24 protein-coding genes are annotated in these 26216 nt (G+C 70.0%); 16 read left to right on the top strand and 8 right to left on the bottom strand.

All coding sequences use genetic code 11. The annotated features are described in order from the left end of the window. Positions 1 to 58: 58 nt before the first annotated feature. Positions 59 to 385, bottom strand: coding sequence for a hypothetical protein (locus ACQPZQ_RS38400; RefSeq protein WP_433289276.1), 327 nt, complete (start codon positions 383 to 385; stop codon positions 59 to 61). Positions 386 to 549: 164 nt separating this feature from the next. Here ACQPZQ_RS38400 and ACQPZQ_RS38395 point away from each other — a divergent pair, with 164 nt between their 5' ends. The 6 genes from ACQPZQ_RS38395 to ACQPZQ_RS38370 all read left to right on the top strand — a co-directional run bounded on the left by ACQPZQ_RS38395 (position 550) and on the right by ACQPZQ_RS38370 (position 8806). Then, a complete protein-coding gene (locus ACQPZQ_RS38395) occupies positions 550 to 2547 on the top strand; it encodes a protein meaA (RefSeq protein ID WP_433289274.1) in 1998 nt (665 codons plus the stop codon). A 170-nt stretch (positions 2548 to 2717) separates the two neighbouring features. Next, positions 2718 to 3713, top strand: coding sequence for an ABC transporter permease (locus tag ACQPZQ_RS38390; RefSeq protein WP_433289272.1), 996 nt, complete (start codon positions 2718 to 2720; stop codon positions 3711 to 3713). 56 nt (positions 3714 to 3769) lie between these two features. Then, positions 3770 to 5512 carry an ABC transporter substrate-binding protein gene (locus ACQPZQ_RS38385; RefSeq protein ID WP_433289270.1) on the top strand — a complete coding sequence of 581 codons (1743 nt, stop codon included), beginning with the start codon at positions 3770 to 3772 and terminating at the stop codon, positions 5510 to 5512. Positions 5513 to 5611: 99 nt separating this feature from the next. Beyond that, positions 5612 to 6625: an ABC transporter permease gene (locus ACQPZQ_RS38380; RefSeq protein WP_433289268.1), complete on the top strand. Its 1014-nt coding sequence runs from the start codon at positions 5612 to 5614 to the stop codon at positions 6623 to 6625. A 31-nt stretch (positions 6626 to 6656) separates the two neighbouring features. Then, positions 6657 to 7739 (top strand): ABC transporter ATP-binding protein, encoded by a 1083-nt coding sequence (locus tag ACQPZQ_RS38375; protein ID WP_433289266.1) that lies wholly within the window; start codon positions 6657 to 6659, stop codon positions 7737 to 7739. A 26-nt stretch (positions 7740 to 7765) separates the two neighbouring features. After that, positions 7766 to 8806 (top strand): ABC transporter ATP-binding protein, encoded by a 1041-nt coding sequence (locus tag ACQPZQ_RS38370; RefSeq protein ID WP_433299563.1) that lies wholly within the window; start codon positions 7766 to 7768, stop codon positions 8804 to 8806. Positions 8807 to 8811: 5 nt separating this feature from the next. On the opposite strand, the gene ACQPZQ_RS38365 is transcribed toward ACQPZQ_RS38370, so the two are convergent. Beyond that, complete coding sequence (locus tag ACQPZQ_RS38365; RefSeq protein ID WP_433289264.1) at positions 8812 to 9681, bottom strand: hypothetical protein; 870 nt, start codon at positions 9679 to 9681, stop codon at positions 8812 to 8814. Positions 9682 to 9883: 202 nt separating this feature from the next. Between ACQPZQ_RS38365 and ehuB the strand changes: the two genes are divergently transcribed. The 5 genes from ehuB to ACQPZQ_RS38340 all read left to right on the top strand — a co-directional run bounded on the left by ehuB (position 9884) and on the right by ACQPZQ_RS38340 (position 14039). Next, positions 9884 to 10783, top strand: a complete 900-nt coding sequence (gene ehuB, locus ACQPZQ_RS38360) for an ectoine/hydroxyectoine ABC transporter substrate-binding protein EhuB (protein ID WP_433289262.1) — start codon at positions 9884 to 9886, stop codon at positions 10781 to 10783. Positions 10784 to 10790: 7 nt separating this feature from the next. After that, positions 10791 to 11495, top strand: coding sequence for an ectoine/hydroxyectoine ABC transporter permease subunit EhuC (gene ehuC / locus ACQPZQ_RS38355; RefSeq protein ID WP_433289260.1), 705 nt, complete (start codon positions 10791 to 10793; stop codon positions 11493 to 11495). Then, positions 11495 to 12154, top strand: coding sequence for an ectoine/hydroxyectoine ABC transporter permease subunit EhuD (gene ehuD, locus ACQPZQ_RS38350; protein WP_433289258.1), 660 nt, complete (start codon positions 11495 to 11497; stop codon positions 12152 to 12154). The genes ehuC and ehuD overlap by 1 nt, the downstream gene beginning before the upstream one ends. Positions 12155 to 12158: 4 nt before the next feature. Beyond that, on the top strand, positions 12159 to 12923 hold the full coding sequence (gene ehuA / locus ACQPZQ_RS38345; protein ID WP_433299561.1) for an ectoine/hydroxyectoine ABC transporter ATP-binding protein EhuA: 765 nt from the start codon (positions 12159 to 12161) through the stop codon (positions 12921 to 12923). Between the two features lie 195 nt (positions 12924 to 13118). Further along, positions 13119 to 14039: an alpha/beta hydrolase gene (locus tag ACQPZQ_RS38340; protein WP_433289256.1), complete on the top strand. Its 921-nt coding sequence runs from the start codon at positions 13119 to 13121 to the stop codon at positions 14037 to 14039. Positions 14040 to 14133: 94 nt separating this feature from the next. Here the strand turns inward: ACQPZQ_RS38340 and ACQPZQ_RS38335 are convergent, their stop codons facing one another. From ACQPZQ_RS38335 to ACQPZQ_RS38325, 3 genes are read right to left on the bottom strand one after another with little or no spacing between them, the layout of a single operon-like run. Further along, the gene (locus ACQPZQ_RS38335; protein ID WP_433289254.1) at positions 14134 to 14391 is read right to left on the bottom strand and encodes a hypothetical protein; all 258 of its coding nucleotides are present in this window, start codon (positions 14389 to 14391) and stop codon (positions 14134 to 14136) included. A gap of 46 nt (positions 14392 to 14437) precedes the next feature. After that, positions 14438 to 15136 (bottom strand): response regulator, encoded by a 699-nt coding sequence (locus tag ACQPZQ_RS38330; RefSeq protein WP_433289252.1) that lies wholly within the window; start codon positions 15134 to 15136, stop codon positions 14438 to 14440. After that, positions 15133 to 16431 (bottom strand): sensor histidine kinase, encoded by a 1299-nt coding sequence (locus ACQPZQ_RS38325; RefSeq protein WP_433289250.1) that lies wholly within the window; start codon positions 16429 to 16431, stop codon positions 15133 to 15135. Before ACQPZQ_RS38325 ends, ACQPZQ_RS38330 begins: the two co-directional genes overlap by 4 nt. Positions 16432 to 16560: 129 nt before the next feature. Here ACQPZQ_RS38325 and ACQPZQ_RS38320 point away from each other — a divergent pair, with 129 nt between their 5' ends. From ACQPZQ_RS38320 to ACQPZQ_RS38310, 3 genes are read left to right on the top strand one after another with little or no spacing between them, the layout of a single operon-like run. Continuing rightward, positions 16561 to 17334, top strand: a complete 774-nt coding sequence (locus ACQPZQ_RS38320; RefSeq protein ID WP_433289248.1) for an ABC transporter ATP-binding protein — start codon at positions 16561 to 16563, stop codon at positions 17332 to 17334. Continuing rightward, positions 17319 to 19064, top strand: coding sequence for a hypothetical protein (locus ACQPZQ_RS38315; protein ID WP_433289246.1), 1746 nt, complete (start codon positions 17319 to 17321; stop codon positions 19062 to 19064). Before ACQPZQ_RS38320 ends, ACQPZQ_RS38315 begins: the two co-directional genes overlap by 16 nt. Continuing rightward, a complete protein-coding gene (locus ACQPZQ_RS38310; protein WP_433289244.1) occupies positions 19061 to 20275 on the top strand; it encodes a DUF418 domain-containing protein in 1215 nt (404 codons plus the stop codon). Before ACQPZQ_RS38315 ends, ACQPZQ_RS38310 begins: the two co-directional genes overlap by 4 nt. Before the next feature lie 27 nt (positions 20276 to 20302). Here ACQPZQ_RS38310 and ACQPZQ_RS38305 read toward each other — a convergent pair whose 3' ends face one another. Further along, positions 20303 to 21076 carry an enoyl-CoA hydratase-related protein gene (locus ACQPZQ_RS38305; RefSeq protein WP_433289242.1) on the bottom strand — a complete coding sequence of 258 codons (774 nt, stop codon included), beginning with the start codon at positions 21074 to 21076 and terminating at the stop codon, positions 20303 to 20305. Between the two features lie 163 nt (positions 21077 to 21239). Between ACQPZQ_RS38305 and ACQPZQ_RS38300 the strand changes: the two genes are divergently transcribed. Together ACQPZQ_RS38300 and ACQPZQ_RS38295 are read left to right on the top strand one after the other, a co-directional pair. Further along, positions 21240 to 21947, top strand: coding sequence for a TetR/AcrR family transcriptional regulator (locus ACQPZQ_RS38300; protein ID WP_433289240.1), 708 nt, complete (start codon positions 21240 to 21242; stop codon positions 21945 to 21947). A 37-nt stretch (positions 21948 to 21984) separates the two neighbouring features. Beyond that, the gene (locus tag ACQPZQ_RS38295) at positions 21985 to 23211 is read left to right on the top strand and encodes a cytochrome P450 family protein (protein ID WP_433289238.1); all 1227 of its coding nucleotides are present in this window, start codon (positions 21985 to 21987) and stop codon (positions 23209 to 23211) included. A 77-nt stretch (positions 23212 to 23288) separates the two neighbouring features. On the opposite strand, the gene ACQPZQ_RS38290 is transcribed toward ACQPZQ_RS38295, so the two are convergent. Together ACQPZQ_RS38290 and ACQPZQ_RS38285 are read right to left on the bottom strand one after the other, a co-directional pair. Beyond that, positions 23289 to 24383 carry an ABC transporter ATP-binding protein gene (locus ACQPZQ_RS38290; protein WP_433289236.1) on the bottom strand — a complete coding sequence of 365 codons (1095 nt, stop codon included), beginning with the start codon at positions 24381 to 24383 and terminating at the stop codon, positions 23289 to 23291. Positions 24384 to 24402: 19 nt separating this feature from the next. Next, positions 24403 to 26187: an ABC transporter permease gene (locus ACQPZQ_RS38285; RefSeq protein WP_433289234.1), complete on the bottom strand. Its 1785-nt coding sequence runs from the start codon at positions 26185 to 26187 to the stop codon at positions 24403 to 24405. Positions 26188 to 26216: the final 29 nt, after the last annotated feature.

The following is a 26216-nucleotide window of genomic DNA, read 5'->3' as shown; positions in this document are numbered from 1 at the left end:
TCAGCCGATTCGCCCTCACGAGGGCGGAAACCCGGATCTCGCAACGATCCCGCCGGGGTCAGTCCAGTGCGCCCCGGCTCAGGACGACGCGCGCGTTGACCGCGTCCGAGTGGAACACCAGCAGCCGGTAGCTCCCGCCCGTCCGCCCGATGGTGGCGCGGATGCCGGCGCCGCCGAGGCGGGACCGGAGCACCTGGGCGGCCGACTCCGTGGGGACGCGGGAGACCTCCTCGAGCAGCCCGTCGCCGGTGGGGTCGTCGGGGTCGGGGATGTGTGGGGCCGGCTGGTTGCGTCCCGTGCCGAACGTCCAGCGGAGAGCGAGAAGGAGCACGACCATCATCACCAGGGCGCCGACGAGGGCGACGACCGGTGCACCGTCGACCATGCCGGACATTGTGCGCCTCTGACGCCGCGAGCGCGCCCCCGCAGAGCTGGATCGATACGACCCGACTAACGGGTGTGATGCCGCTCCGTCCAGGCCGCTTGAAAAGCTACGCGCCAGTAGGCTGAGTGGGTCCGCAGGCCGGATCCACGACGCGGAGGTGTCCGGTGCCTTACCCGACCGACCGTGAGCGCGACCGTCCCTGGGTGATCAGGACCTACGCGGGCCACTCCTCCGCCGAGCGGTCCAACGAGCTCTACCGGCGCAACCTGGCCAAGGGCCAGACGGGCCTGTCGGTGGCGTTCGACCTGCCGACGCAGACCGGCTACGACCCCGACGACGAGCTGGCCAGGGGTGAGGTCGGCAAGGTGGGCGTGCCGGTGAGCCACATCGGGGACATGCGCGCGCTGTTCCGCGACATCCCGATGGGCGAGGCCAACACCTCGATGACGATCAACGCGCCGGCTATGTGGCTGCTCGCGCTCTACGTGGCCGTGGCCGAGGAGCACGGGGCCGACCGCGGGACCCTCGCCGGCACCACGCAGAACGACATCGTCAAGGAGTACCTCTCGCGCGGGACGTACGTGTTCCCGCCGGCGCCGAGCATGCGCCTGATCACCGACATGATCGCCTGGTCGGTCGCGAACATCCCGAAGTGGAACCCGATCAACATCTGCAGCTACCACCTGCAGGAGGCCGGGGCCACCCCGCCCCAGGAGCTGGCCTACGCGCTCTCCACGGCGATCGCGGTGCTCGACGCCGTGCGCGACTCCGGCCAGGTTCAGCAGGAGAAGTTCGGCAGCGTGGTCGCACGCATCTCCTTCTTCGTCAACGCGGGCCTGCGGTTCGTCGAGGAGATGTGCAAGATGCGGGCGCTCGCCCAGCTCTGGGACGAGATCACGCAGGAGCGCTACGGCGTCCAGGATCCCAAGCAGCGGCGCCTGCGCTACGGCGTGCAGGTCAACTCGCTGGGGCTCACCGAGGCCCAGCCGGAGAACAACGTCCAGCGGATCGTGCTGGAGATGCTCGCCGTCACCCTGTCCCGCGGGGCCAGGGCGCGCGCGATCCAGCTCCCGGCGTGGAACGAGGCGCTGGGGTTGCCCCGGCCGTGGGACCAGCAGTGGGCGCTGCGCATGCAGCAGGTGCTCGCCTACGAGACCGACCTGCTGGAGTACGAGGACCTCTTCGACGGCAGCCACGTGGTCGAGGCGAAGGTGGCCGAGCTCGTCGAGGGCGCCCGTGCCGAGATCGAGCGGGTTCAGGAGATGGGCGGGGCCGTCGCCGCCGTGGAGTCCGGCTACATGAAGGGCCGGCTGGTGAGCTCGCTGGCCGAGCGACGGCGTCGGATGGAGTCCGGCGAGGACGTCGTCGTCGGTGTGAACCGGTTCGACACCACCGAGCCCAGCCCACTGCAGGCGGCCGGTGCCGCCGCGATCGAGACGGTCGACCCGGCCACGGAGGCCGCGGCCGTCGAGGCGATCCAGGCCTGGCGGGCCGGCCGCGACGCCGGCGCCGTCGAGAGCGCGCTGGCCGCGCTGCGGGATGCGGCCAAGACCGACACCAACCTGATGGACGTCTCGATCGCCTGCGCCAAAGCGGGGGTGACCACGGGAGAGTGGGCAGGCGTCCTGCGTGAGGTGTTCGGTGAGTTCCGGGCTCCCACCGGGGTGTCGGGTGCGATGGCGGGCGGTGAGGCGTCCGCCGAGATCGCTGCCGTGCGTGAGCGCGTGCGGGCGGCGGGGGAGGCGATCGGCTCCCGGTTACGGATGCTCGTGGGCAAGCCCGGGCTCGACGGCCATTCCAACGGTGCAGAACAGGTGGCCGTGCGTGCGCGCGACGTCGGCTTCGAGGTGGTCTATCAGGGCATCCGGCTCACGCCAGCACAGATCGTGGCGGCCGCCGTGCAGGAGGACGTGCACGTCGTCGGGCTGTCGGTGCTGTCCGGCTCGCACCTGGAGGTGGTGCCGGCGGTGGTCGACGGCCTGCGCGCGGCCGGTGCCGACGACGTTCCGGTGGTGGTCGGCGGCATCATCCCGCCCGAGGACGCGGCCGTGCTGCGGGAGCGCGGGGTCGCCGCGGTGTTCACGCCCAAGGACTACCGGCTCACTGAGATGATGGACGAGATCGTGACACTGATTCGGAAAGTTCATCAGCTGCCCGAGTGACACCTTTATCCGGTAATTGTCCGATTTGCCCCGACTGGCTTACTAAATCGTTACCGAACGAAGCGTTAATCGGTTGCTGATCACCCGATAGTGTGCATCAACCCGGGTGTCCGACCCCGAATCGGAGCACCCGGAGCAGCAACGTGAGGTGGACGCATGCCGGTGCGGCAATGACGGCCCCCAGCGACGTACCCGGCTCGGCGGTCCACGCTGAGCCCGAGGCCGTCACGGTGGGCATGGGAACAACGATTCAGGGACGGTCGCTCGGTGCGATCGCATGGCGGCGACTACGCCGCGACAAGGTCGCGCTGGGCGGGGCGGCCGTAATTGTGCTGCTGATACTCGTCGCGATCTTCGCGCCGCTGATCGTCGCACTGTTCGGGCATCCGCCGCTCGACTTCCACTACGAGAAGATCGATCCCGACCTGCAGGTGGCCAACGGGCCCCTCGGCGGGATCAGCCACGACTTCCTCTTCGGCGTGGAGCCCGTGAACGGCCGGGACATCTTCAGCCGGGTCGTCTACGGCTCGCGGATCTCCCTGCTGATCGCATTCCTCGCCACCCTGCTCGCGGTGCTGATCGGCGCTGTGCTCGGCGTGGTGGCGGGCTACTTCGGCGGCTGGGTCGACACGCTGATCAGCCGGACGATGGACGTGTTCCTGGCGTTCCCGATCCTGTTGTTCGCTCTCGCCCTGGCCGGGATCATCCCGGACCACGCCTTCGGCCTGGAGGGCGATGCCCTGCGCATCGCGCTCGTCGTGGCGATCATCGGCTTCTCCAGTTGGCCCTACATCGGCCGCATCATCCGAGGCCAGGCGCTGTCGCTGCGCGAGCGTGAGTTCGTCGACGCCGCGCGCAGCCTGGGCGCCCGCAGCCCGCGGATCCTGTTCACCGAGATGATGCCCAACCTGGTGGCGCCGATTCTCGTCTACGCGACGCTGCTCATTCCCACGAACATCCTGTTCGAGGCCGCCCTGTCCTTTCTCGGGGTCGGTATCAGGCCGCCCACCCCGAGCTGGGGCGGAATGTTGTCGGACGCGACGCACTGGTTCCAGATCGCTCCGAACTTCATGCTGTTCCCCGGCCTCGCCATCTTCGTGACGGTGCTCGCCTTCAATCTGTTCGGCGACGGCCTCCGCGACGCGCTCGATCCGCGGTCGCGGTAATTCATTCCATTTCCCGGCACCCCCGGGACCTCCCCCATGAGAAGTAGGCGGAAAGCGTGAGAAGTAGGAGAGTGGCGGCGGCCGCGGTCATCGCGGTCGCGGCCCTGGCCCTGGCGGCCTGCGGAGGCGGTAGCTCGGGCGGGAGCTCGTCGAGCAGTGGTGGCAACGACGCCGGCGGCGTGCACAACGTCTCGGACGTCACGGGCGGCACCATCCGGTACGCGAACGGCGGTGACTGGGACTCGCTGGACCCGGCCGACACGTACTACTCGTACTCCTGGAACTTCGCCCGCCTGTACGTCCGCGCGCTGGTGATGTTCAAGTCCGCGCCGGGCAAGGAGGGCGCCACGCTCGTGCCCGACCTCGCGGAGTCGCTCGGCAAGCCCAGCGACGACTCGAAGACGTGGACCTACACGCTGCGACAGGGCGTGAAGTTCGAGGACGGCACGCCGGTCACCAGCAAGGACGTGAAGTACGCGGTCGAGCGGTCGTTGGACAAGACGACCTTCCCGAACGGGCCGACCTACTTCAACGACTACCTCGACCTGCAGGGCTACACCAGCCCGTACGCGGACTCGGACCCGAACAAGCTCGGGCTGAAGGCGATCGACACCCCGGACGACCGCACCATCGTCTTCCACCTGAAGCAGCCCTTCAGCGGGTTCGACTACTTCGCCCAGATGCCGAGCACTGCACCGGTGCCCGTCGCGAAGGACACGGGGTCGAAGTACAAGGAACACGTGGTCTCCACGGGCCCGTACATGTTCGAGACCAACGAGCTCGGCAAGAGCTTCTCGCTGGTGCGCAACCCGAACTGGGACCAGGCGACCGATCCGAACCGCAAGCCGTTGCCGGACCGCGTCGAGGTGGCTCTCAACGTCAACGCCGACGACATCGACAACCGGCTGCAGTCCGGTGACCTCGACGTCGCGATCGAGGGCACCGGTGTCGGGCCGTCGGCCCAGGGCAAGATCCTGGCCGACCAGACGCTCAAGGCGAACACCGACTCGGCCCTGAACGCCCGCCTCTGGTACACCGCGCTGAACCCCGACGTCGCGCCGCTCGACAACATCCACTGCCGCCGCGCGGTCGAGTACGCGACTGACAAGACCGGCTACCAGCGCGCGTACGGCGGCGCCACCGGCGGTGACATCGCGAGCAACCTGCTACCTCCGGTGATCGCCGGCGCCCAGCAGTTCGACCCTTACCCCACCCCGGGCAACGCCGGTGACGTGGCGAAGGCCAAGGACGAGCTCGCCCAGTGCGGCCAGCCGAACGGCTTCACCACGGGAATCTCCTACCGGACGGAGCGGCCGAAGGAGAAGGCCACGGCCGAGGCGCTGCAGCAGTCGCTCGCGAAGGTCGGCATCAACCTGGAGATCAAGCCCTACCCGCTCACCGACTACGGCAAGCTCTACGCGGGCAAGCCGGACTTCGCGAAGGCCAACAACCTCGGCCTGATCGTCTACGGCTGGGCCGCCGACTGGCCCGACGGCTACGGCTTCCTCGCGCAGATCACCGACAGCCGGGTGATCCGCGCTACCGGCGGCAACAGCAACTTCGGTGTCAAGGACCCCGAGGTCGACGCGATGCTCGACAAGGCGGTGACCACCACCGACACCGCCGCACGGGAGAGCATGTGGGTCGACATCGACAAGAAGGTCATGGACGACGCGTACATCGTGCCGGGCATCTGGGCCAAGGGCCTGCTCTACCGGCCGAAGAACCTGACCAACGTGTTCATCACCGACGGCTACCAGATGTACGACTACCTGGCGCTGGGCACCACCCGCAAATAGGTGCTCCCCGGCGTAACGACCTGAGGTAGGTGAAGGCACGTGGTGTGCCGGTGGTCCGCACCTGACCGGTGTGGGCCACCGGCCACCCAGCCGTAAGAGATGGCCATCTACATCGTGCGGCGGCTGGTCGCGGCGGTGATCCTGCTGCTGATCGTCACGGCCGCCGTGTTCGCGATTTTCTTCCTGGTGCCACGGATCGCCGGTGCCACTCCCGAGGATCTCGCGTCGCGCTACGTCGGCAAGACCGCCGACGCGGCGGCGATCCACGAGATCGCGGTGAAGCTCGGGTTCACCGACCCGATCTGGGTGCAGTACGGCCGGTTCCTGAAGGGCCTGGTGGCGGGTGCTGACTACAGCACCGGCCCGACCACCGTGCACTGCCCGGCGCCCTGCTTCGGGTACTCCTTCCTGACCCAGAACCCGGTGCTGCCCGACCTGCTCGACCGGCTACCCGTGACGCTGTCGCTCGCCGCGGGCGCCGCCCTCATCTGGTTGGTCGCCGGTGTCGCCACCGGTGTGGTGTCCGCCCTGCGGCCCGGCAGCATCTTCGACAGGGCCGCGATGGGCGTCGCGCTCGCCGGGGTGTCGCTGCCGATCTTCTTCACGGGGCTGCTGTCCCTGGCGGTCTTTAGCTACGCCCTCGGCATCACGGCGCCCGGCGGCAGCTACGTGCCGATCGAGGAGAACCCGCTGGAGTGGGGCTACGACCTGCTCCTGCCGTGGATCACGCTGGCGTTCCTCTACGCCGCCGGGTACGCGCGGCTGACCAGGGCAGGGATGCTCGACACGATGGGTGAGGACTTCATCCGCACCGCCCGCGCGAAGGGCCTCCCGGAGCGGACAGTCGTGGTCAAGCACGGCCTGCGCTCGGCCCTCACCCCGATCCTGACGATCTTCGGGCTCGACCTCGGGCTGCTCCTGGGCGGCGCGATCCTCACCGAGAGCACCTACTCGCTGCCCGGGATCGGCAAGTACTCGGTGGACGCCGTGGTCAACAACGACCTGCCGAAGGTGCTCGGCGTCGTGATGATCGGGAGCATCTTCATCATCCTCGCCAACTTGGTGGTGGACCTGTGCTACGCCGTCGTCGACCCACGGGTGCGGTACTCGTGACTCTCGACGCAGCGCTACCCGCGGAGGCGGAGTGACCGAGAACGTGCTGGCAGACGGACTGTCACCGATGCCACCGGAGAGCGCGGACGGAGCGCGTGCGTTCCTGGACGTGCGCGACCTGCGGGTGCATTTCCCCACCGACGACGGCGTGGTCAAGGCCGTGGACGGGTTGTCGTTCAGCCTCGAGCGCGGCAAGCGGCTGGGCATCGTCGGCGAGTCCGGCTCCGGCAAGAGCGTGACCAGCCTGTCGATCATGGGCTTGCACAAGGCAGGCGCCGCGAAGATCTCCGGCGAGATCTGGCTGGGCGGCCAGGAGCTCGTCTCCGCCGGAGCGGAGCAGGTGCGCAAGCTGCGCGGCCGGACGATGGCGATGATCTTCCAGGACCCGCTGTCGGCGATGCATCCCTACTACTCCGTCGGCCAGCAGATCGTCGAGGCGTACCGGCTGCACCACGACGTGAGCAAGCGGGACGCCCGGGCCCGAGCCGTGGAGCTGCTGGACCGGGTCGGCATCCCGCAGGCGGCGCGGCGCTTCGACGACTACCCGCACCACTTCTCCGGCGGGATGCGCCAGCGCGCGATGATCGCGATGGCGCTGTCGTGCAACCCGGAGTTGCTCATCGCCGACGAGCCGACCACCGCGCTCGACGTCACGGTGCAGGCCCAGATCCTCGACCTCATCCGTGACCTGCAGGCCGAGTTCAACTCCGCGGTGATCATCATTACCCACGACCTGGGCGTGGTTGCCGAGCTGGCCGACGACATCCTGGTGATGTACGGCGGGCGCGCGATCGAGACCGGCGCGGCGGCCGACGTCTTCGCCACACCGCAGCACCCCTACACGTGGGGGCTCCTCGGATCGCTGCCCCGGTGGGACCGCGAGCGCACCGAGCGGCTGATGCCGATCCCCGGCAGCCCGCCGAGCCTGATCAACGTGCCCAGCGGCTGCGCGTTCCATCCCCGGTGCGCCTATGACGAGCTCACCGGCGGACTGGCCACGACCTTGCGCCCGGAGCTGCGTGCGGTGGGCACGAACGGACACCGGGTCGCCTGCCACCTGCCCGACGAGCGCAGGCGGCAGATCTTCGACGACGAGATCAGGCCGAAGCTGTGACGACCGACCGGACGGGTACCGAACCGATGATCACCGAACCGGCTGCGGGGCCGGCGCACGCCACGGAGGCGGCCCCGGCCGAGCGGGATGCGCTCCTGCGCGTGTCCGGGTTGCAGAAGCACTTCCCGGTGCGCCGGGGTCTGCTGCAGCGCCAGGTCGGCGCGGTGCAGGCCGTGGACGGCCTGGACTTCGAGGTGTTCCGCGGCGAGACGCTGTCGCTTGTCGGCGAGTCGGGCTGCGGCAAGACCACGACGGGGCGGCTGCTCACCCGGTTGATCGAGCCGACCGGCGGCACGATCGTCTTCGAGGGACGCGACATCAGCCACCTCCCGCAGGGGGCGATGCGACCGCTGCGCCGGGAGATCCAGATGATCTTCCAGGACCCGTACTCGTCGCTGAACCCGCGGCACACCGTGGGCACGATCGTCGGGGCGCCGTTCCGGATCCAGGGCGTGGAGCCGCCGGGCGGTATCCGCAAGGCGGTGCAGGAGCTGCTGTCGCTGGTCGGGCTGAGCCCCGAGCACTACAACCGCTATCCCCACGAGTTCTCCGGCGGCCAGCGCCAGCGCATCGGCATCGCCAGGACGTTGGCGCTGCGACCGAGCCTCATCGTCGCCGACGAGCCCGTGTCGGCCCTGGACGTGTCGATCCAGGCGCAGGTGGTGAACCTGCTGGAGGACCTGCAGGACGAGCTCGGCCTGACCTACGTCTTCATCGCGCACGACCTCTCCGTCGTGCGGCACGTGTCGGACCGCGTGGCCGTGATGTACCTCGGCAAGATCGTGGAGATCGGGGAGAGCGCCGCCGTCTACACCCGCCCGATGCACCCGTACACCGTCGCGCTGCTCTCAGCGGTGCCGGTGCCCGAGACACAGCGGCGGGACAAGCGGGAGCGGATCCTGCTCAAGGGCGACGTGCCCAGCCCGCTGAACCCGCCACCGGCGTGCCGGTTCCACACCCGTTGCTGGAAGGCGCAGGAGATCTGCGGTACCACCGAGCCGCCGCTCGTGGAGCTGACGCCCGGGCAGCGGGTGGCCTGCCACTTCCCGGAGAACGTGTCCGCGTAGGCGCGTCAGCGGCCGGTCTCCTCGTCCTCGCGTTCTCCGCGCCGCCGGAAGAACGCGAGGCCGGGGATGCCCTGGATCGCCTGGCGCATCTCCTTGAGCTGCTCGAGCAGCTCGTGGACGTCCGGGCCGACGCGGTCGAGCGTGGCGAGGATCGGCAGGATGTCGTTCTCCATGTGCTCCGTGAGCTGCGGGAGCTGGTCGATCAGCCGGATCGCTGCGTGCACCTCCTCCTCGGAGAACTCGTCGACGAAGCGCCGGGCGAGCGGCGCCACCTGCTGCGCGATCGGCTGGTAGACGGCGAGCAGCTCCGTTGCCCCGCCCGCTGCGCCGGACGCCTGCTCGACAACCGTGCCGGCGCGGTCGGCGACCGCGGTGGCCTTCTCGATCACCACGCCCGCGCCGTCGGCCACGGCGCCCGCCCCAGCCACGAGCTCCGCGGCGCCGTCGGCCACCGTGCTCGCCCTGGCGACGAGCCCCGCCGCGTCGTCGGCGACACCTGCGGCCCGCGTGACGAGCTCGGCAGCGCCATCCGCCGCGCTGCTCACCTCAACGAGCAGCGGGTCGACCCGGCGGACGAGGTGATCGGCGTCGGTGAGCACCGTGTCCACCCTGGCGACGGCCGTGCGCACGTTGACGAGCACCTCGTCGACCGAGCCGACCAGCACGTCCGCCCGGTCGACGATGCCCTCTACCCGGTCGGCCACCGCGGCGATCCGGGCGACGAGGGCCTCTGCGTCGTCGAGCAGGCCGGACGCCCGCTCGGGCAGTGACGCGACGACCTCGACGGCTTCCTCGGTCCACCCCATCACCGCCCTGGCCCCGGTGACGATGTCGGATGGGCCGACCCAGACGGGGAGCCCGGCGATGCGCAACATGCGGCCGATCCTCGCGCACAGGGGCACGTCCGGCTCGCTCGGATCGATGTTCCCTGACGCCAAGAGTTCGTATTGCTTTCGCGTAACGAGTCGAATGAGTGTGCCACTGTGCCCAGTGCGTTCGGGGGTGGTCACCTACGTTCAGTTGATGACCGGACGCCAATGGAGGTGACCGGCCCGCTCGATCCGGAAAGGAACCACCATGACGCAGCGACCCTGGAGCAGGCGCGATTTCTTCCGCCGCACCGCCGCAGCAGGTGCGGTGGCACTCGGCGGAACAGCGGCGCTATCCGCCTGCACCAGTACGAACACCGGTGGCGGCAGTGTGCTGGAGAACGCGCGCAACAGCGGTTCGATCCGCATCGGTATCGCCGGTGAGGAGCCCTACGGTTTCACAGGCACGGACGGCCAGGTCACGGGCGAATCTCCCGAGGTGGCCCGCGCCGTGTTGCAGGCGATCGGCATCGGCACCGTGGAGGCCGAGCAGGTGGACTTCGGTTCGCTGATCCCGGCGCTCAACGCCCGCCGCTACGACATGGTCTGCGCAGGCATGAACATCACCCCCGAGCGCTGCCAGCAGGCCGCCTTCTCGAACCCGGACTACACGGCGCTCACCGCCTTCCTCGTGCCGCGGGGCAACCCGGAGCAGGTCACGACGTTCCAGAACATCGCGCAGAAGAACCTGAAGCTCGCCGTGCTCGGCGCTGCCGTGGAGCAGGGGTACGCCGAGTCCGCGGGTGTCCCTGCCGCCAACATCAGCCCCTTCGACGACCAGAACGCGCTGCTGCAGGCCGTCACCGCAGGCCGGGTCTACGCCGCGGCGCTCACCGACATCTCGCTGAAGTGGCTCGCCGGCAAGAACCCACAGGCGGCCGTGGAGGTCACCCCGGGCTTCCAGCCCAGCGAGAACGGCCAGGAGGTCGTCTCCGCGGGCGGGTTCGTGTTCCGGCAGGCCGACAACGACCTGCGGGAGGCCTTCAACACCGAGCTGCAGAACCTGCACACGAGCGGGCGCTGGGTGCAGATCGCTTCCCCGTTCGGGTTCTCCGAGGCCAACCTCCCGCCTGCCGGGCTGACCACCCAGCAGCTCTGCGCGGCCTGAGCCGCCCGTGGACAACGTAGGAACCTTTCTGTCGGTCATCGCCCAGGGCCTGCCGGAGACGGTGATCGCCACCGTCGGCGGGATCGCCCTGACGATCGTGCTCTCCTTCGCTGCCGGGCTCGCCCTCCTGTCGCCGAGGCGATGGGTGCGGGTGATCAGCCGGATCTACGTGGAAGGGCTGCGCGGCACCTCCGAGGTCGTGCAGCTGTTCTGGATCTTCTTCGCGCTCCCTGTGCTCGTCGGTTTCGAGATCGTGCCCATCTGGGGCGGTGTGCTCGTGCTCGGCCTCAATCACGGTGCGTACGGCGCCGAGATCGTGCGCGGGGCGATCCAGTCGGTGCCCCGGGCGCAGTACGAGGGTGCGCTCGCGCTCAGTCTTTCCCCCGCGCAACGAATGTTCCGGGTGATCCTGCCGCAGGCCGTGGTGGAGATGATCCCGCCGTTCAACAACCTTTTCATCCAGTTGCTCAAGAGCACGTCGCTGCTGTCGTTCGTGTTCATCAGTGAGATCACCCGGCAGGCCACGCAGATCCTCGTGCCGCGATTCAACCCGCAGGTACTGGAGATTTTCCTGCTCCTGCTGCTCGTCTACCTCGTGTTGTCGCTGATCATCACCGCGGTGATGCGCTTGCTGGAGCGCAAGGCCGCGGCCCGGCTCGGGCGGGGCCCCTCGGAGCGGGCCAGGCGGACGGCCGTCAGGGGGGCGGTCTGATGCCACAGCAGGTCTGGGACTGGAACTACGCTTTCTCGATCCTGCCCTCGTTGCTCGAAGGGCTGGCCCTCACGCTGCTGGCGACCGTGCTCGGCTCGATCGTCGCGATGATCCTGGGACTGCTGCTCGCCGTGCTGCAACGCGGACCACGGCTCCTCGCGGTGGCCGTGCGCGGGTTCGTCGAGTTCGTGCGCAGCACACCGCTGCTCGTGCAGATCTTCTTCCTGTTCTTCGTGCTGCCGCAGTTCGGCATCGTGCTGAGCGCCCTGACCGTCGGCGTGATCGCTCTCGGCGTGCACTACGCCTGCTACACGTCGGAGGTCTACCGCGCCGGCATCGAGGCGGTGCCGCGCGGGCAGTGGGAGGCGGCCACAGCCCTCAGCCTGCCGCGGTCGCGGGTCTGGACGGGTGTGGTGCTGCCGCAGGCGATCCCGCGGGTGGTGCCGGCTCTGGGCAACTACGTCATCTCGATGTTCAAGGAGGTGCCGCTGCTCACCGCGATCGGCCTGCTGGACGTCGTCGGCCGGGCGCAGGAAGCGGGCGACACCTACTTCCGCTACGTGGAGCCGTACACGATCGCGGGGCTGCTCTTCCTGCTGTTGAGCTACCCTGCCTCACTGCTGGTACGGAGATTGGAACGCCGTGTCGGAACCATCTGAGCCGATGATCGTCTTCGACCGCGTGGAGAAGCGGTTCGGAGACAACGTGGTGCTCTCCGACCTGAGCTTCACGGTCGCCCCCGGTGAGCACGTCACGCTGATCGGCCCGTCGGGTTCGGGCAAGACGACGATCCTGCGGCTGCTCATGAGCCTGGAGTCGGTGAACGACGGAACGATCACCGTGGGAGGGCGCTACCTCTCGCACATGGAGAAGGGCGGCAGGCTGGTCCCTGCCGACGAGAAGCACAGCCGTGAGGTGCGCAAGCACATCGGCATGGTGTTCCAGCAGTTCAACCTCTTCCCGAACATGACGGTGCGCGGCAACCTCATCGAGGCGCCCACCCGCGTGCTCGGCTTGTCCAAGGACGAGGCGAACGCGCGTGCCGAGGAGTTGCTCGACCTCGTCGGGCTCCGGGAGAAGATCGACGAGCACCCGTCGCGGCTGTCCGGAGGGCAGCAGCAGCGGGTGGCCATCGCGCGGGCGCTCGCGATGCAGCCGGACGTCCTGCTGCTGGACGAGGTGACCTCGGCACTGGACCCCGAGCTGGTCGCCGGCGTGCTCGCCCTGCTGCGCGACATCGGCACCACCACCGACATCACCATCCTCTGCGTCACGCACGAGATGGGATTCGCGCGCGACTTCTCCCACCGCGTGATGATGTTCGACGGCGGAAAGGTGATCGAGGACGCGCCACCACAGCAGTTGTTCACCGACCCGGAGCAGCCACGCACGAAGGAGTTCCTGAAGGCGGTGCTGGGCCGGGACTGATGTCGAGATGCGGTGCAGGACGCCCATTTTCGGTCACAGGGTGACCGGTGGACGTCGCGGCACGAGCAGCCTCGAGATGCCGCTCAGGGGTTATTTCGGGACCCGTTCGAAACGAGTACGTCTGAGGTCGCGGATCTCGCCGGGCGAGGCCGAACGCACTTGGCCGAGCCGGTGCTGCTGACCAAGGGAAGGCTCATGAGCGTCCTCAGTCCCGAGCTCACCAAGGCGTACCACCTGCTGGCAACGATGGGCGAGCACATGCCCGTCGACGATCGGCCGGAGCACGTGCGTCACCGCGACGCCTATCGCCGCTGGAGCGAACAGTTCCCCGTCCCCGCAGACGCCCTGGTCACCGCAGCCCCGGGCTTCCCGGGGCTGACGGTGACCGCGCCGGTGTCGACGGCCGACCGGGTGCTGCTGTACTTCCACGGCGGCGGCTACACCGAAGGCGGGGCGTACAACCACCGGGAGATGGGTGCCCGGCTGGCTTCAGCGACCCGTGGCGTGGTGCACCTGCCGGACTACCCGCTGGCGCCCGAGAACCGCTTCCCGTCGGCGCTCGACGCCTCAGTGGCGGCCTACCGGGCCGTTCTCACCGCCGTGCCGGCGGCACGCGTCGCCGTGGGTGGCGACTCCGCCGGCGGTGGCTTGTCGCTGGCGCTGCTGTTGCGGCTCAAGGAGCTGGGCCTCCCGCTGCCCGCGGCCGTGGTGCCGGTGTCACCGTGGACAGACCTGACGGTGTCCGCGCCGTCGTTCACCGAACGCGCCGACCGCGACCCGTTCGTCAGCCGGGCCGCACTGCTCACGTTCGCGGCTTGCTACCTCGGCGGCCACGACCCGCGCGATCCGCTCGCATCACCGCTGTTCGGTGACCTCACGGGACTCCCGCCGATCCACCTCGAGGTCGGTACCGAAGAGGTCATGATCGACGACGCCGTGCAGCTCCACGCGCGTGCGCTGGCCGCGGGAGTGGCTTCGGAACTGGTTGTCACCGAGGGCGCGCCGCACATCTGGCAGCACTTCGCGTCATTCCTCCCTGAGGCGGCAGCGTCCATCGACCGCATCGGGCACTTCGTCCGGGAGCGCGTGCCTGAATCAGGACCTCCAGCTCGGTGACTTCGGGCGGCCGAAACGGACAGTTGGCCCAGTCAGCTGCGGCGAAGCACCGCATTGCTCAGAGTGGAAGGAACCACGTCGAGCAGCCACACCGTCAGCGCAGCTCGTCGAGGGCGGTGCCGTCGTCGAGCGCCTCGTGCAGCGTCCCGTTGGACGTGAGGTCGATGCCCGGCCGCGGACCACTCCCGCCGTCGAAGACCGGCACGACCGGACGCTCCCCGCGCTCAGCCGGGATCGCGAGCTCCCGGCGCAGCGCCGCATCGATGACCTGGCCGAGCGTCTGACCCCGCTCCTGCGCCAAGCGCTTCGCTGCGAGCAGCAGTTCATCCGAGATCGAGACGGTGGTGCGCATGAAGCGCAGTCTCGTGCATCGAACGCGCCGCTCCTACGGGGTGAGCTCAGCTGCGGCGGGACTCGTGGGCGAGGATCGCGAGCTGGATCCGGTTGGTCAGGTCGAGCCTGGTCAGGGCGCTGGAGATCGTCGCCTTGATGCTCGACGTCGACAGGTGCAGGCGTTCGGCGATCTCGGCGTTGCTCAGCGCCTCGGACACCGCGTGGGCGACCTCGCGCTCGCGGTCGGTCAGGAGGTTCATGCGAGCGACGGCGTCGGTGTCGCTGGGCGTGTCCGGGCCGGGCCGGCCCGCGGCCATCGCGATCACGCTGCGGGTGACGCTGGGTGAGAGCACGGGGTCGCCTGCGGCGGCGCGGCGTACGGCGTCGACGATCTGGGCAGGCGGTGTGTGCTTGAGCAGGAAACCCGCGGCGCCTGCGCGCAGTGCGGCGAGCACGGTCTCGTCCGCGTCGAACGTCGTCAGCATCACCACGGCGGGACCCTCGAGTCCGGAGCCTGTCCGGCGGCCGAGGGCCGTGGTGGCGGCGATGCCGTCGAGCACCGGCATGCGCACGTCCATCAGCACGACGTGCGGGGCGAGCCGGCCCACGGCGTCGACCACGTCCGCGCCGTCCGCGGACCCGCCCACGACCTCGATGTCGCCCGCGCCGCCCAGCATCATCGTGAGCCCGCTGCGGACGAGGGGGTCGTCGTCGACGATGAGCACGCGAATCGCCGCGTCTCCGGTCGCCGCGTCTCCGGTCACTGCAGCCACGGCATGCTCGCGCGCAACCGGAACCGGCCGTCGGTGATCTCGCGGGTGAGCTCCCCGCCGTGCAGGGCGACCCGTTCGGCGAGCCCGGTCAGCCCTGATCCCGCTCCCGGGATCTCGCTCGTGGTGACCCCGACCGGCACCGGATTGCCGACCTCCACCACGACCTCGCCGCCCGGTTCGCCCCTGACCAGCACGTCGACCGCCGCGCCAGGGGCGTGCTTGCGGGCGTTCGTGAGGCCCTCCTGCACCATGCGGTAGACGGTGCGCTGGAGCTGGGGGCGCAGCGCGGCGAGATCGTCGGCGAGGTCCGTGTGCACCTGCTGGCCGCTGCGCCGCGCCTCGTCCACCAGCGCAGGAAGGCGGTCCGTCGTGGGTTGCGGCGCGGCCCGGATCTCCTCCCGTTCGACGTCGGCCGTCGCGTCTTCGTGGCGCAGCAGGTGGAGCACCTCGCGGAGCTCCTCCAGCGCCTGGTTCGCGTTGGACCGCACCACGCTCACCGCGCTGTACACCTCGGCGGCCGTCGGCGGCGGCGCCGTGCCGCCCTCCGCCATGGCGGTGCGGTACTCGAGGGCGCCCGCGTGAACCGACAACAGGGAGATCCGATGCGCGAGCACGTCGTGCATCTCCCTGGCGATCCGTTGCCGCTCGGCGTGGCGGCTCTCCTCCAGCTGCCTCGCGTGCTCGCGCCGCTCGGCGTCGGCGCGCAGTCGCAGGGCCAGCACGAGCTGGCGCCGGGCGCGGACGCCGAGTCCTGCGGTGACCACCAGCGCCGTGCCGAGCAGGATCACGATGATCCACGGGGCGGGCGGGCCGAACACGGGCGGGAAGTACGTCGCCATGTACGGCAGGCCGAGCAGCACCATGCCGAAGCTGATCGGCACCGCGTATTTCCAGCCCCGGTGCAGGGCGAGGGAGAACAGCAGCAGGAACACGGCACCGGTCGCGGTGTTGGACATCGACGCGGCGACGGCGGCCAGGATCCCGGTGGCCACCGGGAACCGCCGCCGCCACCACAGCGCGAGGCAGGCCACGGCGCCGAGAAGCGGATCGGCGATCCGGAGCCAGATGGGCAGGCCGAACATGTCGGGCAACATCACGAGCGTGTGCTCGGAGGCCCCGACGAGCACGGCCACGAGAAACATCACGAGGTCGACGCCCCAGTCGCGAGGCGTGCGCCGGACCGAGGCGCCGGCGGGACGGTGGTCCGGGTCGGCCGCGCGGGCCAGCTCGCCGGGCAGCATCCAGCGGTCGACCGGGGGCGCGGGTGCCCGGGCGGTGTCGACCATGAGACGAACTGTACGGAAGAGACGTATGTCCGATAGGAGTGACTTTCCGACGGAATCGTGGCCGATCGGTCAGCGGCACTGGCCGGTCGGCCGCAGATCGCGGCGCGGCGGACGGGCAGCGTTGCGCCCATGCCGATCGACTCCCCGATTGCCCTCCAGCTGGAGGGGCTCACCAAGGTCTTCTCCGGGAAGCCGGCCGCCGACCACGTGAGCCTGGCGGTGCCGGTCGGCTCGCTGACCGGGCTCGTCGGGCCGAACGGTGCGGGCAAGACCACCTCGCTCGCCATGACCGTCGGCCTGCTTCGTCCGGACTCCGGCACGGCCGCCGTCCACGGCATCGACGTCTGGACGGATCCGACACGGGCCAAGGCACTGCTCGGCGTGCTGCCCGACGGCCTCGCGCTTCCCGAGCGGCTCACCGGCGGTGAGCTGCTCACCTACTGGGGGCTGCTGCGTGGCATGTCCGCCGACGTGGTGCGGGCCAGGGCGGCGGAGCTGATGCGCATCCTCGAGCTCGACGAGGCCGAGGATCGAGGGGTGCTGGTCATCGAGTACTCGACCGGCATGCGCAAGAAGATCGGGCTGGCCACCGCGCTGCTGCACGCGCCGAAGGTGCTCGTGCTCGACGAGCCGTTCGAGGCGGTCGACCCGGTCTCGGCCCGCGTGCTGCGGGGCATCCTGCGCCGTTTCGTCGCCGCCGGGGGGTCGGTGGTGATCTCGTCGCACGTGATGTCGCTGGTGGAGGACCTCTGCGACCGCGTGGCCATCATCGCGGCAGGCCGGGTGCTGGCCGCCGGAACGCTCGCGGAGGTACGGGGGACCTCGACGCTCGAGGACACCTTCGTCCGGCTCGTCGGGGAGCGCGAGATCGGGGAGGGGGAGCTGGCGTGGTTGGCGAGCTGATCCGGCTCAAGCTCACGATCCAGCGGCACTCGCTCAGTTGGAAACGGGTGCTCGGCCTGGTCCTGGGCGTGGCCGCCGCGATCGCCACCTGGCTGGCCGTGCTGGTCGCGGCGCCTGCGGCCCGGTCGGACGTCCTGCTGTTCGCGCTGGCCGCATGGCTGGTCGGCTGGCTGGTCGGGCCGATCCTGACCTCGGGGGCGGCTGTTCTGAGGCCCGAGTACTTCACGCTCCTGCCGCTCCCTCGGCAGTGGCTCGGGCTGGGGCTGCTCGCGTCGGTGTTCGTCGGTGTCGGCGCCGCCGTGACGGGCGTGGCGATCCTCGCGCTGGTCGGATACGCGGTCGTGGCGGCCTGGCCGGTGGCCTCGTCGGTCGCCGTGGCCGTCGTGACCGCCGCGGTGGGGAGCGTGCTGTTGCTCGTGTTCGTCGTGGCGCTCTCCCGGATGGTGTACGCGTTGCTCGGTGCGGCGATGCGCACCCGCATGGGCGTCGAGATCGCCGCGATCCAGTACGGCCTGATGCTGTCGTCGATGTTCGTCGGGTGGCTGATCGTCTCGCCCGTGATCAGTGCTGTGCCGGTGTTCTTGCGTGAGGGCTTCGGCGGGCTGGGGGTTTCGGGGCTGCTGAACCTGTTCCCCAGCAGCTGGCCCCTGCTCGCGGTCGACGCCGCGGCCTCCGGGGACTACGCATCGGCTGCGGGGCTGATCGGTGCGCTCGCGCTGGCGACGGCGCTGGTGGTGGCTGCGGCCGTCGCGCTGCTGACGCCCTACGTGGGCAACCGCACCGTCCGGCGCCGGGGGCGGCCGTGGGGGAGCCGGGTGCTCACCCGCGGCCGGGTGCTTCCCGCCACCCCGCTCGGCGCCGTGGTGGGCAAGGAACTGCGCACCTGGTGGCGGGATCCGTGGCGCAGCCTGGAGGTCCGCTCGTCGATCTGGTTCGGGATCTTCGTCGCGATCTACGGCGTGATCGCGGGGATCCCGCAGCTCGCCGGTCTGGCCGGCATCGCCGTCGCGCTGATGGTGGGGCTCAGCGGGGCGAACCTGTTCGGCCAGGACGGGACCGCGTTGTGGCAGCTCGTCGTGGCGCAGAGTCCCCGGGCGGTGCGAGCGGACATCCGTGGCCGGCAGATCGGGTTGGTCGTGACGCTGGGTGTGCCCGCGTTCGGCCTGTCGTTGCTGATGATGCTGCTGACCGGGGCGTGGGACTTCGCGGTGCCGGTCTTCGCCGGCATTGTGGCGACGCTGGGCGTCGGCAGCGGCATCGCCGTCGTGATGTCCGTGGTCGGCGTGACGCCCGGCGTCGATCCGCACCGGCGGGTCAACGCCACCGACGCCGGTGAGAACAACTTCTCCATCAACGTGGCGCTCTGGGCGATCCTGACGCTCGTCGGGCCGACGGTCGCGGTGGCCGTACCGCTGTCGGTCAGCGGTCCGGACCGGCCGGCGTGGCTCGTCCTCGCTGCCCTCGCCGTGGCGGTCGTGAACGGCCTGGTGGTGGCGTGGTTGTGCGGTGCCATGGCGGCCCGGCGCCTGGAGACCCACCTGCCCGAGACCTTCGCCCGGCTGCGCTACCCGGGCACCGCTGCGACCAAGGGGCGCGGCGGCGGGCTCCTCGACTACCTGTCCGGCCAGGCGGAGAGCTCGGCGCTCGCGGCTGCGGCCGCGGCCAAGGGTGAGAAGCAGGCACCGCAGAAGAAGGAGCCCGGCTCCCGAACGAAGGAGAGAGTGGGATGACGGCGTCAGGACCGGTTGGGAGCGTGGGGTACGGGGGCACCCCGCAGTCGGAACGCAAGCTCGCTCCCGACCTGGCGCGCGGGGTGATGCTCCTGCTGATCGCGATGGCCTACGCCGGGGTCTACGCGGGGGTCGCGTTCGGGGGCCGGCTTCCGGAGGGCACCTCGGTCGCCGACACCGTGGCGCGGTTCGTGGTGGTGCTCGTGCTGGACAACCGGGCGTTTCCGATGTTCGCGGTCCTGTACGGCTACGGGCTGGCCTGGATGGTGGCCCGGCGGCGTCGAGCCGGGGCGGCGGATTCCGAGATCCGCAGGCTGGTGCGCCGCCGCAGCCTGCTGCTCGTCGCCTTCGGCTCGGTGCACGCGCTCCTGGTGTTCCCCGGCGAGATCCTCGCCTCGTACGGGCTGGCCGGGCTCGTGCTCGGGTGGTTGCTGTTCCGGTCCGACCGCGCCCTGTCGCGCACGATCGCGGTGCTCGTGCCCTGCTACGTCGTCACCGTGACGGCGGCGATGGTCGCCCTGGCGGCGGCGGCGCCCGACGTCGGTGGGTACGCGGTGCCGGGGTACACGACGGCCGCGGACTGGTCGATGCGGCTGTCCGGTGTCCCGTTCACTCCGATCTTCATCGCCGTGGCCTACCCGCTGCTGCTGCTCGTGGTGCTGGGCTTTCGGGCCGGTCGCAGCGGGTTGCTCGACGATCCGTCCCGCCATCGCCCGCTCCTGATCCGCATCGCGGTCGGCGGAATCTCCATCTCGTTGCTCGGCGCGCTGCCTGCGGCCCTGATCGCGATCGACGCCGTGCGCCCCGGCATCGTGTCCACCGGTGCTCTGCTCGCGCTGCAGGTGCTCACCGGTGTGTTCGGCGGGGCGGGCTATGCGGCGGCGTTCGGCCTGCTCGCCCTCCGCCTCGACGCGCGGCGGGACCCGATCACGCGCGCCGTCTCCGCGGTGGGCCAGCGGTCGCTGACCTTCTACCTGTTCAACTCGGTGCTCGTCGCCGTGGTGCTGCACCACGACCTGCTGGCCGTGGGGGACCGGGTCGACAGCATCGGGGCGCTTGCGGTCGCCACCGCCGTCTGGCTCGTGGCCTTGACCGTGGCGGCGTGGATGGACCGCACCGGCCGTCCCGGTCCGGTGGACGCGCTGCTGCGCCGGCTCGTGAGCGGCCGCCGGGCGCATGATCAACGCGCAGTGGATCAGCCGCGAACGTGACCACGTGCGCGCTCGGCGGCCGGTAGGTCAGTCCGTCCAGACGGGCGCGCGCTTCTCCAGGAACGACGCCATGCCCTCCCGTGCACCCGGGCTCTGCGACAGCGCCGCCATCACCTCCACGGCGATCGCATAGGCGTCGGCCTCGGGCCGGTCCAGCTGCGCGTAGAGGGTCTGTTTGCCCACGCCCTTGCCGAAGCGGCTGCCCCGGGTGGCCCGCGCGAGCAGGTCGTCGACGCGCGTGTCGAGCTCGGCGTCGGGCACCGCATAGTTCACGAGCCCCCACTCGGCAGCGGTGGCGGCGTCGATCGCGTCGCCGGTGAGAGCCATCTCCATCAGGCGCTTGCGCCCGACGCTGCGGGCTACCGGGACGGCGGGTGTGTGGCAGAACCAGCCGCCCTTCCCACCGGGAAGGGCGAACGCCGCCGACTCGGCGGCGACGGCCAGGTCGCAGGACGCCACGAGCTGGCAGCCTGCAGCCGTCGCGATCGCCTGCACCCGCGCGATGACGACCTGCGGCACCGACTCGATCGTGCGCATGACCTTCGTGCACAGCTGGAGGAGATCGCGGACGCCTGCCAGGTCGCGCGCGGCGACGTCGCCGAAGTCGTGCCCTGCCGAGAAGGCCTTGCCCTCGGCCCCGAGCACGATGCCCGTGGCGTCGGAGGCGGCGGCGGTCTCGAACGCGTGGAGTAGCTCCCGCAGATGCGCCTCGGTGAGGGTGTTGCGCCGCTCCGGCCGGTTCATCGTGATCCGGACCGTGTCCCCGTCCTGCTTGACCAGCAGGTGCTCGTAGTCGGCCATGTTCCAACCGTAGCCCGGACCGTGCGTCGCGTCAGGGTCGTGACAATTCCTGCGAAACGGGCTTGTTGCCGATTCGCGGCGGGCGTAGCGTGACCGCGTGACCGGATCAGCAGATCTGGTCACAACGTCAGACGGTCAAATCGTCACGAAGCAGGAGGTGAGGGTGGCCGATCCGGATTTCGCGAGCCCCCGCATGGAGCGGGTGCTCGACACCGCGGCGGACCTGTTGGTGCGGTGGGGATACCAACGGGTCACGATCGACGAGGTCGCGCGGCACGCCGGGATCGGCAAGGGCACGGTCTATCTGCACTTCCGCACCAAGGAGGCGCTGTTCCTCACGGTGCTGCTACGTGCGCAACGTCAGATCGTCGCGGCGATGGCCGATCGGATGGAGGCCGACCCGGGCGAGGTGCTGCCCTCCCGGTTGCTTCGCGGTCTCTACCTGGTGCTGAGCAACGACGCGATCGCCCGCGTCCTGTACATGGGCGACGCCGAAGTGCTCGGCCGGCTTGCGCACGAGGCGGAGGACACGCTCGGTGGGCTCGTCACCCGCAGGCAGGAGATGCTCGCCGAGTACCTGCGGCTGCTACGTGCGGAGGGGTGTCTGCGGTCCGACCGCCGGCCCGAGGAGCTGCACTACCTGCTCTCGGCGATCGGAGCCGGGTTCTTCTTCGTGGGCGGGATGCCGGGGGGTAGTCCCGATCTCGACGTCGAGACCCGCGCCGACCTTCTCGAGCACGCGATCGCCACCGCGATCCAGGTGCCGGATCCACCCCCCGCCGCGCTGGCGAAGGTGGCACCCGTCATCGCCGCGCTCTATCGATCACTCATCACGGAAATCGATCACGAGGTGCGCCGCCGCATCCGGTGACCCCGGGGCGGGGCGGCGCCGGGAAAGGGAGTCAACGATGACCGCATCTGTCGAGCCGAACATCATGGATCCCGCGCTGATCGCGGATCCGTACGGCGGCTACAACCGGTTGCGGGAAGAGGCGCCGGTGCTGCGGGGACGTACCCCGGACGGCAGCCCCGCCTGGTACGTCACGCGCCAGGAGGACGTGCGGACGGTGTTGGGCGACCCCCGCTTCGTCAACAACGCAGCGTCCGTGCCGGGCGTCGAGGTCGACAGCGTTCGCGACAAGATGTTCGAGATGGTGGGCATCCCGCCGGAGTACGCCCGCTTCCTCAAGGACACCATCCTCGACTCCGACGGTGAGCGGCACACGCGGCTGCGCAAGCTGGTGTCGCGCGCGTTCACCGTGCGGCGGGTGAACGACCTGCGCCCGCGCGTCGAGGAGATCACCGCGCGGCTGCTGGACAAGTTCGTCGACCCGGTGGACTTCATGGCGGACTTCGCCTACCCGCTGCCGATCACCGTGATCTGCGAGCTGGTGGGCGTGCCGGAGGCCGACCGGCCGTCCTGGCGGGAATGGGGTGCTGCGATCACCACGATGAAGCCGGACGTCGTGGGTGTCGCCGTGCGGGACATGGTCACCCACGTGCAGGACCTGATCGCGCGCCGCCGTGCCGAGCCCGCCGACGACCTGCTCACCGCCCTCGTCCACGTGCGCGACGAGGAGGGCGACCGGCTCAGCGAGGACGAGCTCGTGACCATGGTGCTCACGCTCGTGATGGCCGGCCACGAGACCACGGCACACCTGCTCGGCAACGGCTTGGTGGCCCTGCTCGAGCACCCCGACCAGCTCGCCCTGCTCCGCTCGGACCCGGCGCTGTGGCCGGGTGCGGTGCACGAGCTCATGCGCTGGTGCAGCCCGGTGCAGGTCACGCGGATCCGCTACGCCACGCAGGACCTCGAGATGGGCGGGGTGGCGATCCGCGCGGGCGACGCGATGCAGGCGGTTCTCGTGTCCGCCAACCACGACCCGCGCGAGTACACCGACCCCGAACGGCTCGACGTCACCCGTCGCCCGGCCGGGCGGGGCGAGGGCCACGTCGGTTTCGGGCACGGCTTCCACTACTGCCTCGGCGCCGCCCTCGCGCGGCAGGAGGGTGAGGTGGCGCTGCGCGCCATCGTCGAGAGGTTCCCGAACCTGGCGCTGACCTCGTCGGAACACGACTGGCTGCAGGCGCCAGGAATGCGCCGCCTGGCCCGCCTCCCCCTCCACCTGGGCTGAGGAACACGGCACACACCTTCGCGCTTCGGCACACGGCGTCGGCCGTCTGTGCGGGGACCGGAAGGTGTGTGCCGTGGTCAGGCCGTTGCGGGGATCGCTATCGCCGACTCCTGTTCCGGCACCACCCAGACCGGTTCCCCGTGGCCGAGGCCCTTCTTCTCCCGGTACATCCGGGAACGGAGCACCGTGTCCCCCACGCGGACGTGGTAATCCCAGCAGTCACCGCGGTAGATGCTGAACTCCACCGTTCCCTTCCAGCCCTGTCCGGCGGAGTTCTTGCGGGACAGCACCAGGCACTCCGGGCGGACGAAGACGTTCACCTCCGTGCCGGGTGGGAACTGGCCGGCCGCCAGGCAGATCAGACGGCCGTGGCCGAGTTCGATCTCGGCGCGGTCGTCCGTCCGGGAGATCACCGTGCCGGGCAGGCTGTTGGAGATGCCCATGAACCGGGCGGTGAACTCCTCACGCGGCCAGGCGTAGATCTCTTGGGCGGGGCCGCGTTCGACGATCCGGCCCTTGTCCATGACGACGACCTCGTCGGAGACGGCGAGCGCCTCGTCCTGGTCGTGGGTGACGAACACGGTGGTGATGCCCAGGCGCTGCTGCACCGCGCGGATCTCGTCGCGGACGCGGTCGCGCAGTCCGGCGTCGAGGTTGCTCAGCGGCTCGTCCAGCAGCAGCACCTCGGGCTCGCGGGTCAGCGCTCGGGCGAGCGAGATGCGCTGCTGCTGCCCGCCGGAGAGTGCAGGTGCGGGGCGGTCGGCGAGGTCGGCGAGGCCGACCATCTCCAGGGCCGCCATCGCGCGTTCGCGTGCCTCCGCCTTCGGCAGGCGCTTCTGGCCCGAGCGCAGCGGGAACATGACGTTCTGCACGGCCGTCATGTGCGGCCAGATCGCGTACGACTGGAAGACCACGCCGATCGGACGCTGGTGCACCCCGACGAACACGCCCTCCGCGGGGGCGCACACCACGCGCCCGCCGATCCGGATCTCTCCGGCGTCCGGGCGCTCCAAACCGGCGATCAGCCGGAGGGTGGTGGTCTTGCCGCAGCCGCTCGGCCCCAGCAGGGTCACCAGCTTGCCGTCCGGCACATCCAGGTCGACGCCGTCGACCGCATTGCGGGTGACCGCCCGCCCCTCGAAACGTTTGACCAGTCCACGGATCTCGATCACGGGACGCTCCTTTGCGTGCTCAGCTCGACTGCCGGTTGAGCCCGGTTCTCCTGCCGAGAAGGCGGACCAGGACGACGATCAGGGCGAGGAAGACGACGATGCAGACGCCCAGTGCCGCCACGACGGGATAGCTGCCGTTGGACCACTCCTGGTAGATCGTCACCGACACCACCTGGGTGTCCTGCGTGTAGAGGAAGATCGCCGCTGAGATCTCCCGGAACGCCACGATCACCGTGTAGAGGAACGCCGCCAGCAGCGACGGGGCCAGGAGCGGTACGTAGATCTGGCGGAAGGTGCGCAGCCAGGACGCTCCGCTGGCGGCGGCAGCCTCCTCCAGTTCGTCCTTGATCTGGGCCATGCCCGGCACGATGTAGCGCATGCCGTAGGGCAGGCCGATGGTGACGAACGCGATCACGAGGATCGTCAGCGTGCCGTAGAGATGGAACGGCAGCGGCGCCGTCAGGTACCAGTACAGGATGCCCACGCCCATCACCACACTCGGGACGGCCAGCGGCACGGTGGCCAGTCCGTCGAGCAGTCCGCGGCCGCGGGCCCGGGTCTTGACGGTGATGTAGGCGACCAGGGCGCTCAGCACGGTGACGATCGCGCCGGCCAGCACGGCCGTGATGAGGCTGTTGCGCACCGAGGACGTCAGCGCCGGGGTGTGCAGCACCTGCTGGTAGTCGGCGAGCGTCAGGTGGTGCAGGGCCGAGATCGACGGCGGCTCGTAGCCGGGCAGCAGCGACGACCACACCAGCATCAGCAGCGGCAGTGCCACCGCGACGACGAAGAACAGGACGAACACCGCGAGCCCCAACCAGCGCCAGCGGCCCAGGTCGGTGACGGTGGGCCGGAAGCCCTTGCCGGTGATGGTCTGCGCGGCGGCGCCCGAGCCGGACAGGCGCCGGGAGAGCCACAGGCCGCCGCTGGACACGGCGAGGATGAAGATCCCGGTGACGCCCACGGTGCCGTAGTCGGTGGGGAAGGTCTGCAGGGCGGAGTAGATCCGGCTGACGAAGACGAACGTGTGCCCGGGTACGCCGATGAGCTGCGGCACCTCGAACGTGGAGATCGTCTGCACGAACATCAGCAGCGCGGCCGACAGGATCGCCGGCCGGATCATCCGCAGGGTGATCATGCGGAAGACCCGCAGCGGAGGGGCCCCCGACGCCTGTGCGGCCTCCTCCAGGGACGAGTCCATGTTGGAGAACGCGGCGGCGCCCATCAGGAACGCGACCGGCGTCACGTGCATCGCCTGCACGAGGACCATGCCGGCGAGCGAGTAGATGTTGAACACGGGCAGGTGCACGGCCCGCAGCAGCACGTTGAGGGCCCCGGTCTGCGGGGCGAACAGCAGTGCCCAGGCGACGGTGTTGAGGATGCCCGGGATGATCAGCGGGATCATGGCCGCGATCTGCGCGAAGAACTTCGCCGGTGTGTTGGTGCGGGCCACGAGGTAGGCCAGGCCGAACCCCAGCACGGTGCACAGCACGGCGGTGGCGCCGGCGTAGGCGAAGGAGTTGCCCACCAGCCTCCAGAAGGAGGCGCTGCCGAGGGTCTCGCTGTAGTTGCGCAGGGTCCATTCGACCGGCCCGGTGGACAGGAAGGACGACTGCAGGCTCGCGACCGCCATGGTCAGCGCGGGCACGACGGCCAGGTAGGCCACCACGACCGCGACGACGGCCAGCAGGATGTGCCGCGGGTCGCCGAACCAGGACAGGACGCTTCGAACCCGGTTCTTCGGGCCGCGGGATACACGCGTGGTGCGGGGCTGCGCGGTGCGCGACCCGATGGTCAGGCTCATAGCATTTGCCGTCCTTGCAGGTGAGGAGG

Source organism: Pseudonocardia sp. CA-142604 (genome assembly GCF_050948475.1).
In the GTDB taxonomy this organism is placed as follows: Bacteria; Actinomycetota; Actinomycetes; order Mycobacteriales; family Pseudonocardiaceae; genus Pseudonocardia; species Pseudonocardia alaniniphila.
This window is presented reverse-complemented; position numbering and strand designations above follow the sequence as displayed.

Coding starts and splice junctions, on each gene's coding strand:
- ACQPZQ_RS38400 (WP_433289276.1), bottom strand. CDS start 385: ATGGTCGACGGTGCACCGGTCGTCGCCCTCGTCGGCGCCCTGGTGATG.
- ACQPZQ_RS38390 (WP_433289272.1), top strand. CDS start 2,718: ATGACGGCCCCCAGCGACGTACCCGGCTCGGCGGTCCACGCTGAGCCC.
- ACQPZQ_RS38380 (WP_433289268.1), top strand. CDS start 5,612: ATGGCCATCTACATCGTGCGGCGGCTGGTCGCGGCGGTGATCCTGCTG.
- ACQPZQ_RS38370 (WP_433299563.1), top strand. CDS start 7,766: ATGATCACCGAACCGGCTGCGGGGCCGGCGCACGCCACGGAGGCGGCC.
- ACQPZQ_RS38365 (WP_433289264.1), bottom strand. CDS start 9,681: ATGTTGCGCATCGCCGGGCTCCCCGTCTGGGTCGGCCCATCCGACATC.
- ehuB (WP_433289262.1), top strand. CDS start 9,884: ATGACGCAGCGACCCTGGAGCAGGCGCGATTTCTTCCGCCGCACCGCC.
- ehuD (WP_433289258.1), top strand. CDS start 11,495: ATGCCACAGCAGGTCTGGGACTGGAACTACGCTTTCTCGATCCTGCCC.
- ehuA (WP_433299561.1), top strand. CDS start 12,159: ATGATCGTCTTCGACCGCGTGGAGAAGCGGTTCGGAGACAACGTGGTG.
- ACQPZQ_RS38340 (WP_433289256.1), top strand. CDS start 13,119: ATGAGCGTCCTCAGTCCCGAGCTCACCAAGGCGTACCACCTGCTGGCA.
- ACQPZQ_RS38335 (WP_433289254.1), bottom strand. CDS start 14,391: ATGCGCACCACCGTCTCGATCTCGGATGAACTGCTGCTCGCAGCGAAG.
- ACQPZQ_RS38325 (WP_433289250.1), bottom strand. CDS start 16,431: ATGGTCGACACCGCCCGGGCACCCGCGCCCCCGGTCGACCGCTGGATG.
- ACQPZQ_RS38320 (WP_433289248.1), top strand. CDS start 16,561: ATGCCGATCGACTCCCCGATTGCCCTCCAGCTGGAGGGGCTCACCAAG.
- ACQPZQ_RS38310 (WP_433289244.1), top strand. CDS start 19,061: ATGACGGCGTCAGGACCGGTTGGGAGCGTGGGGTACGGGGGCACCCCG.
- ACQPZQ_RS38305 (WP_433289242.1), bottom strand. CDS start 21,076: ATGGCCGACTACGAGCACCTGCTGGTCAAGCAGGACGGGGACACGGTC.
- ACQPZQ_RS38295 (WP_433289238.1), top strand. CDS start 21,985: ATGACCGCATCTGTCGAGCCGAACATCATGGATCCCGCGCTGATCGCG.
- ACQPZQ_RS38285 (WP_433289234.1), bottom strand. CDS start 26,187: ATGAGCCTGACCATCGGGTCGCGCACCGCGCAGCCCCGCACCACGCGT.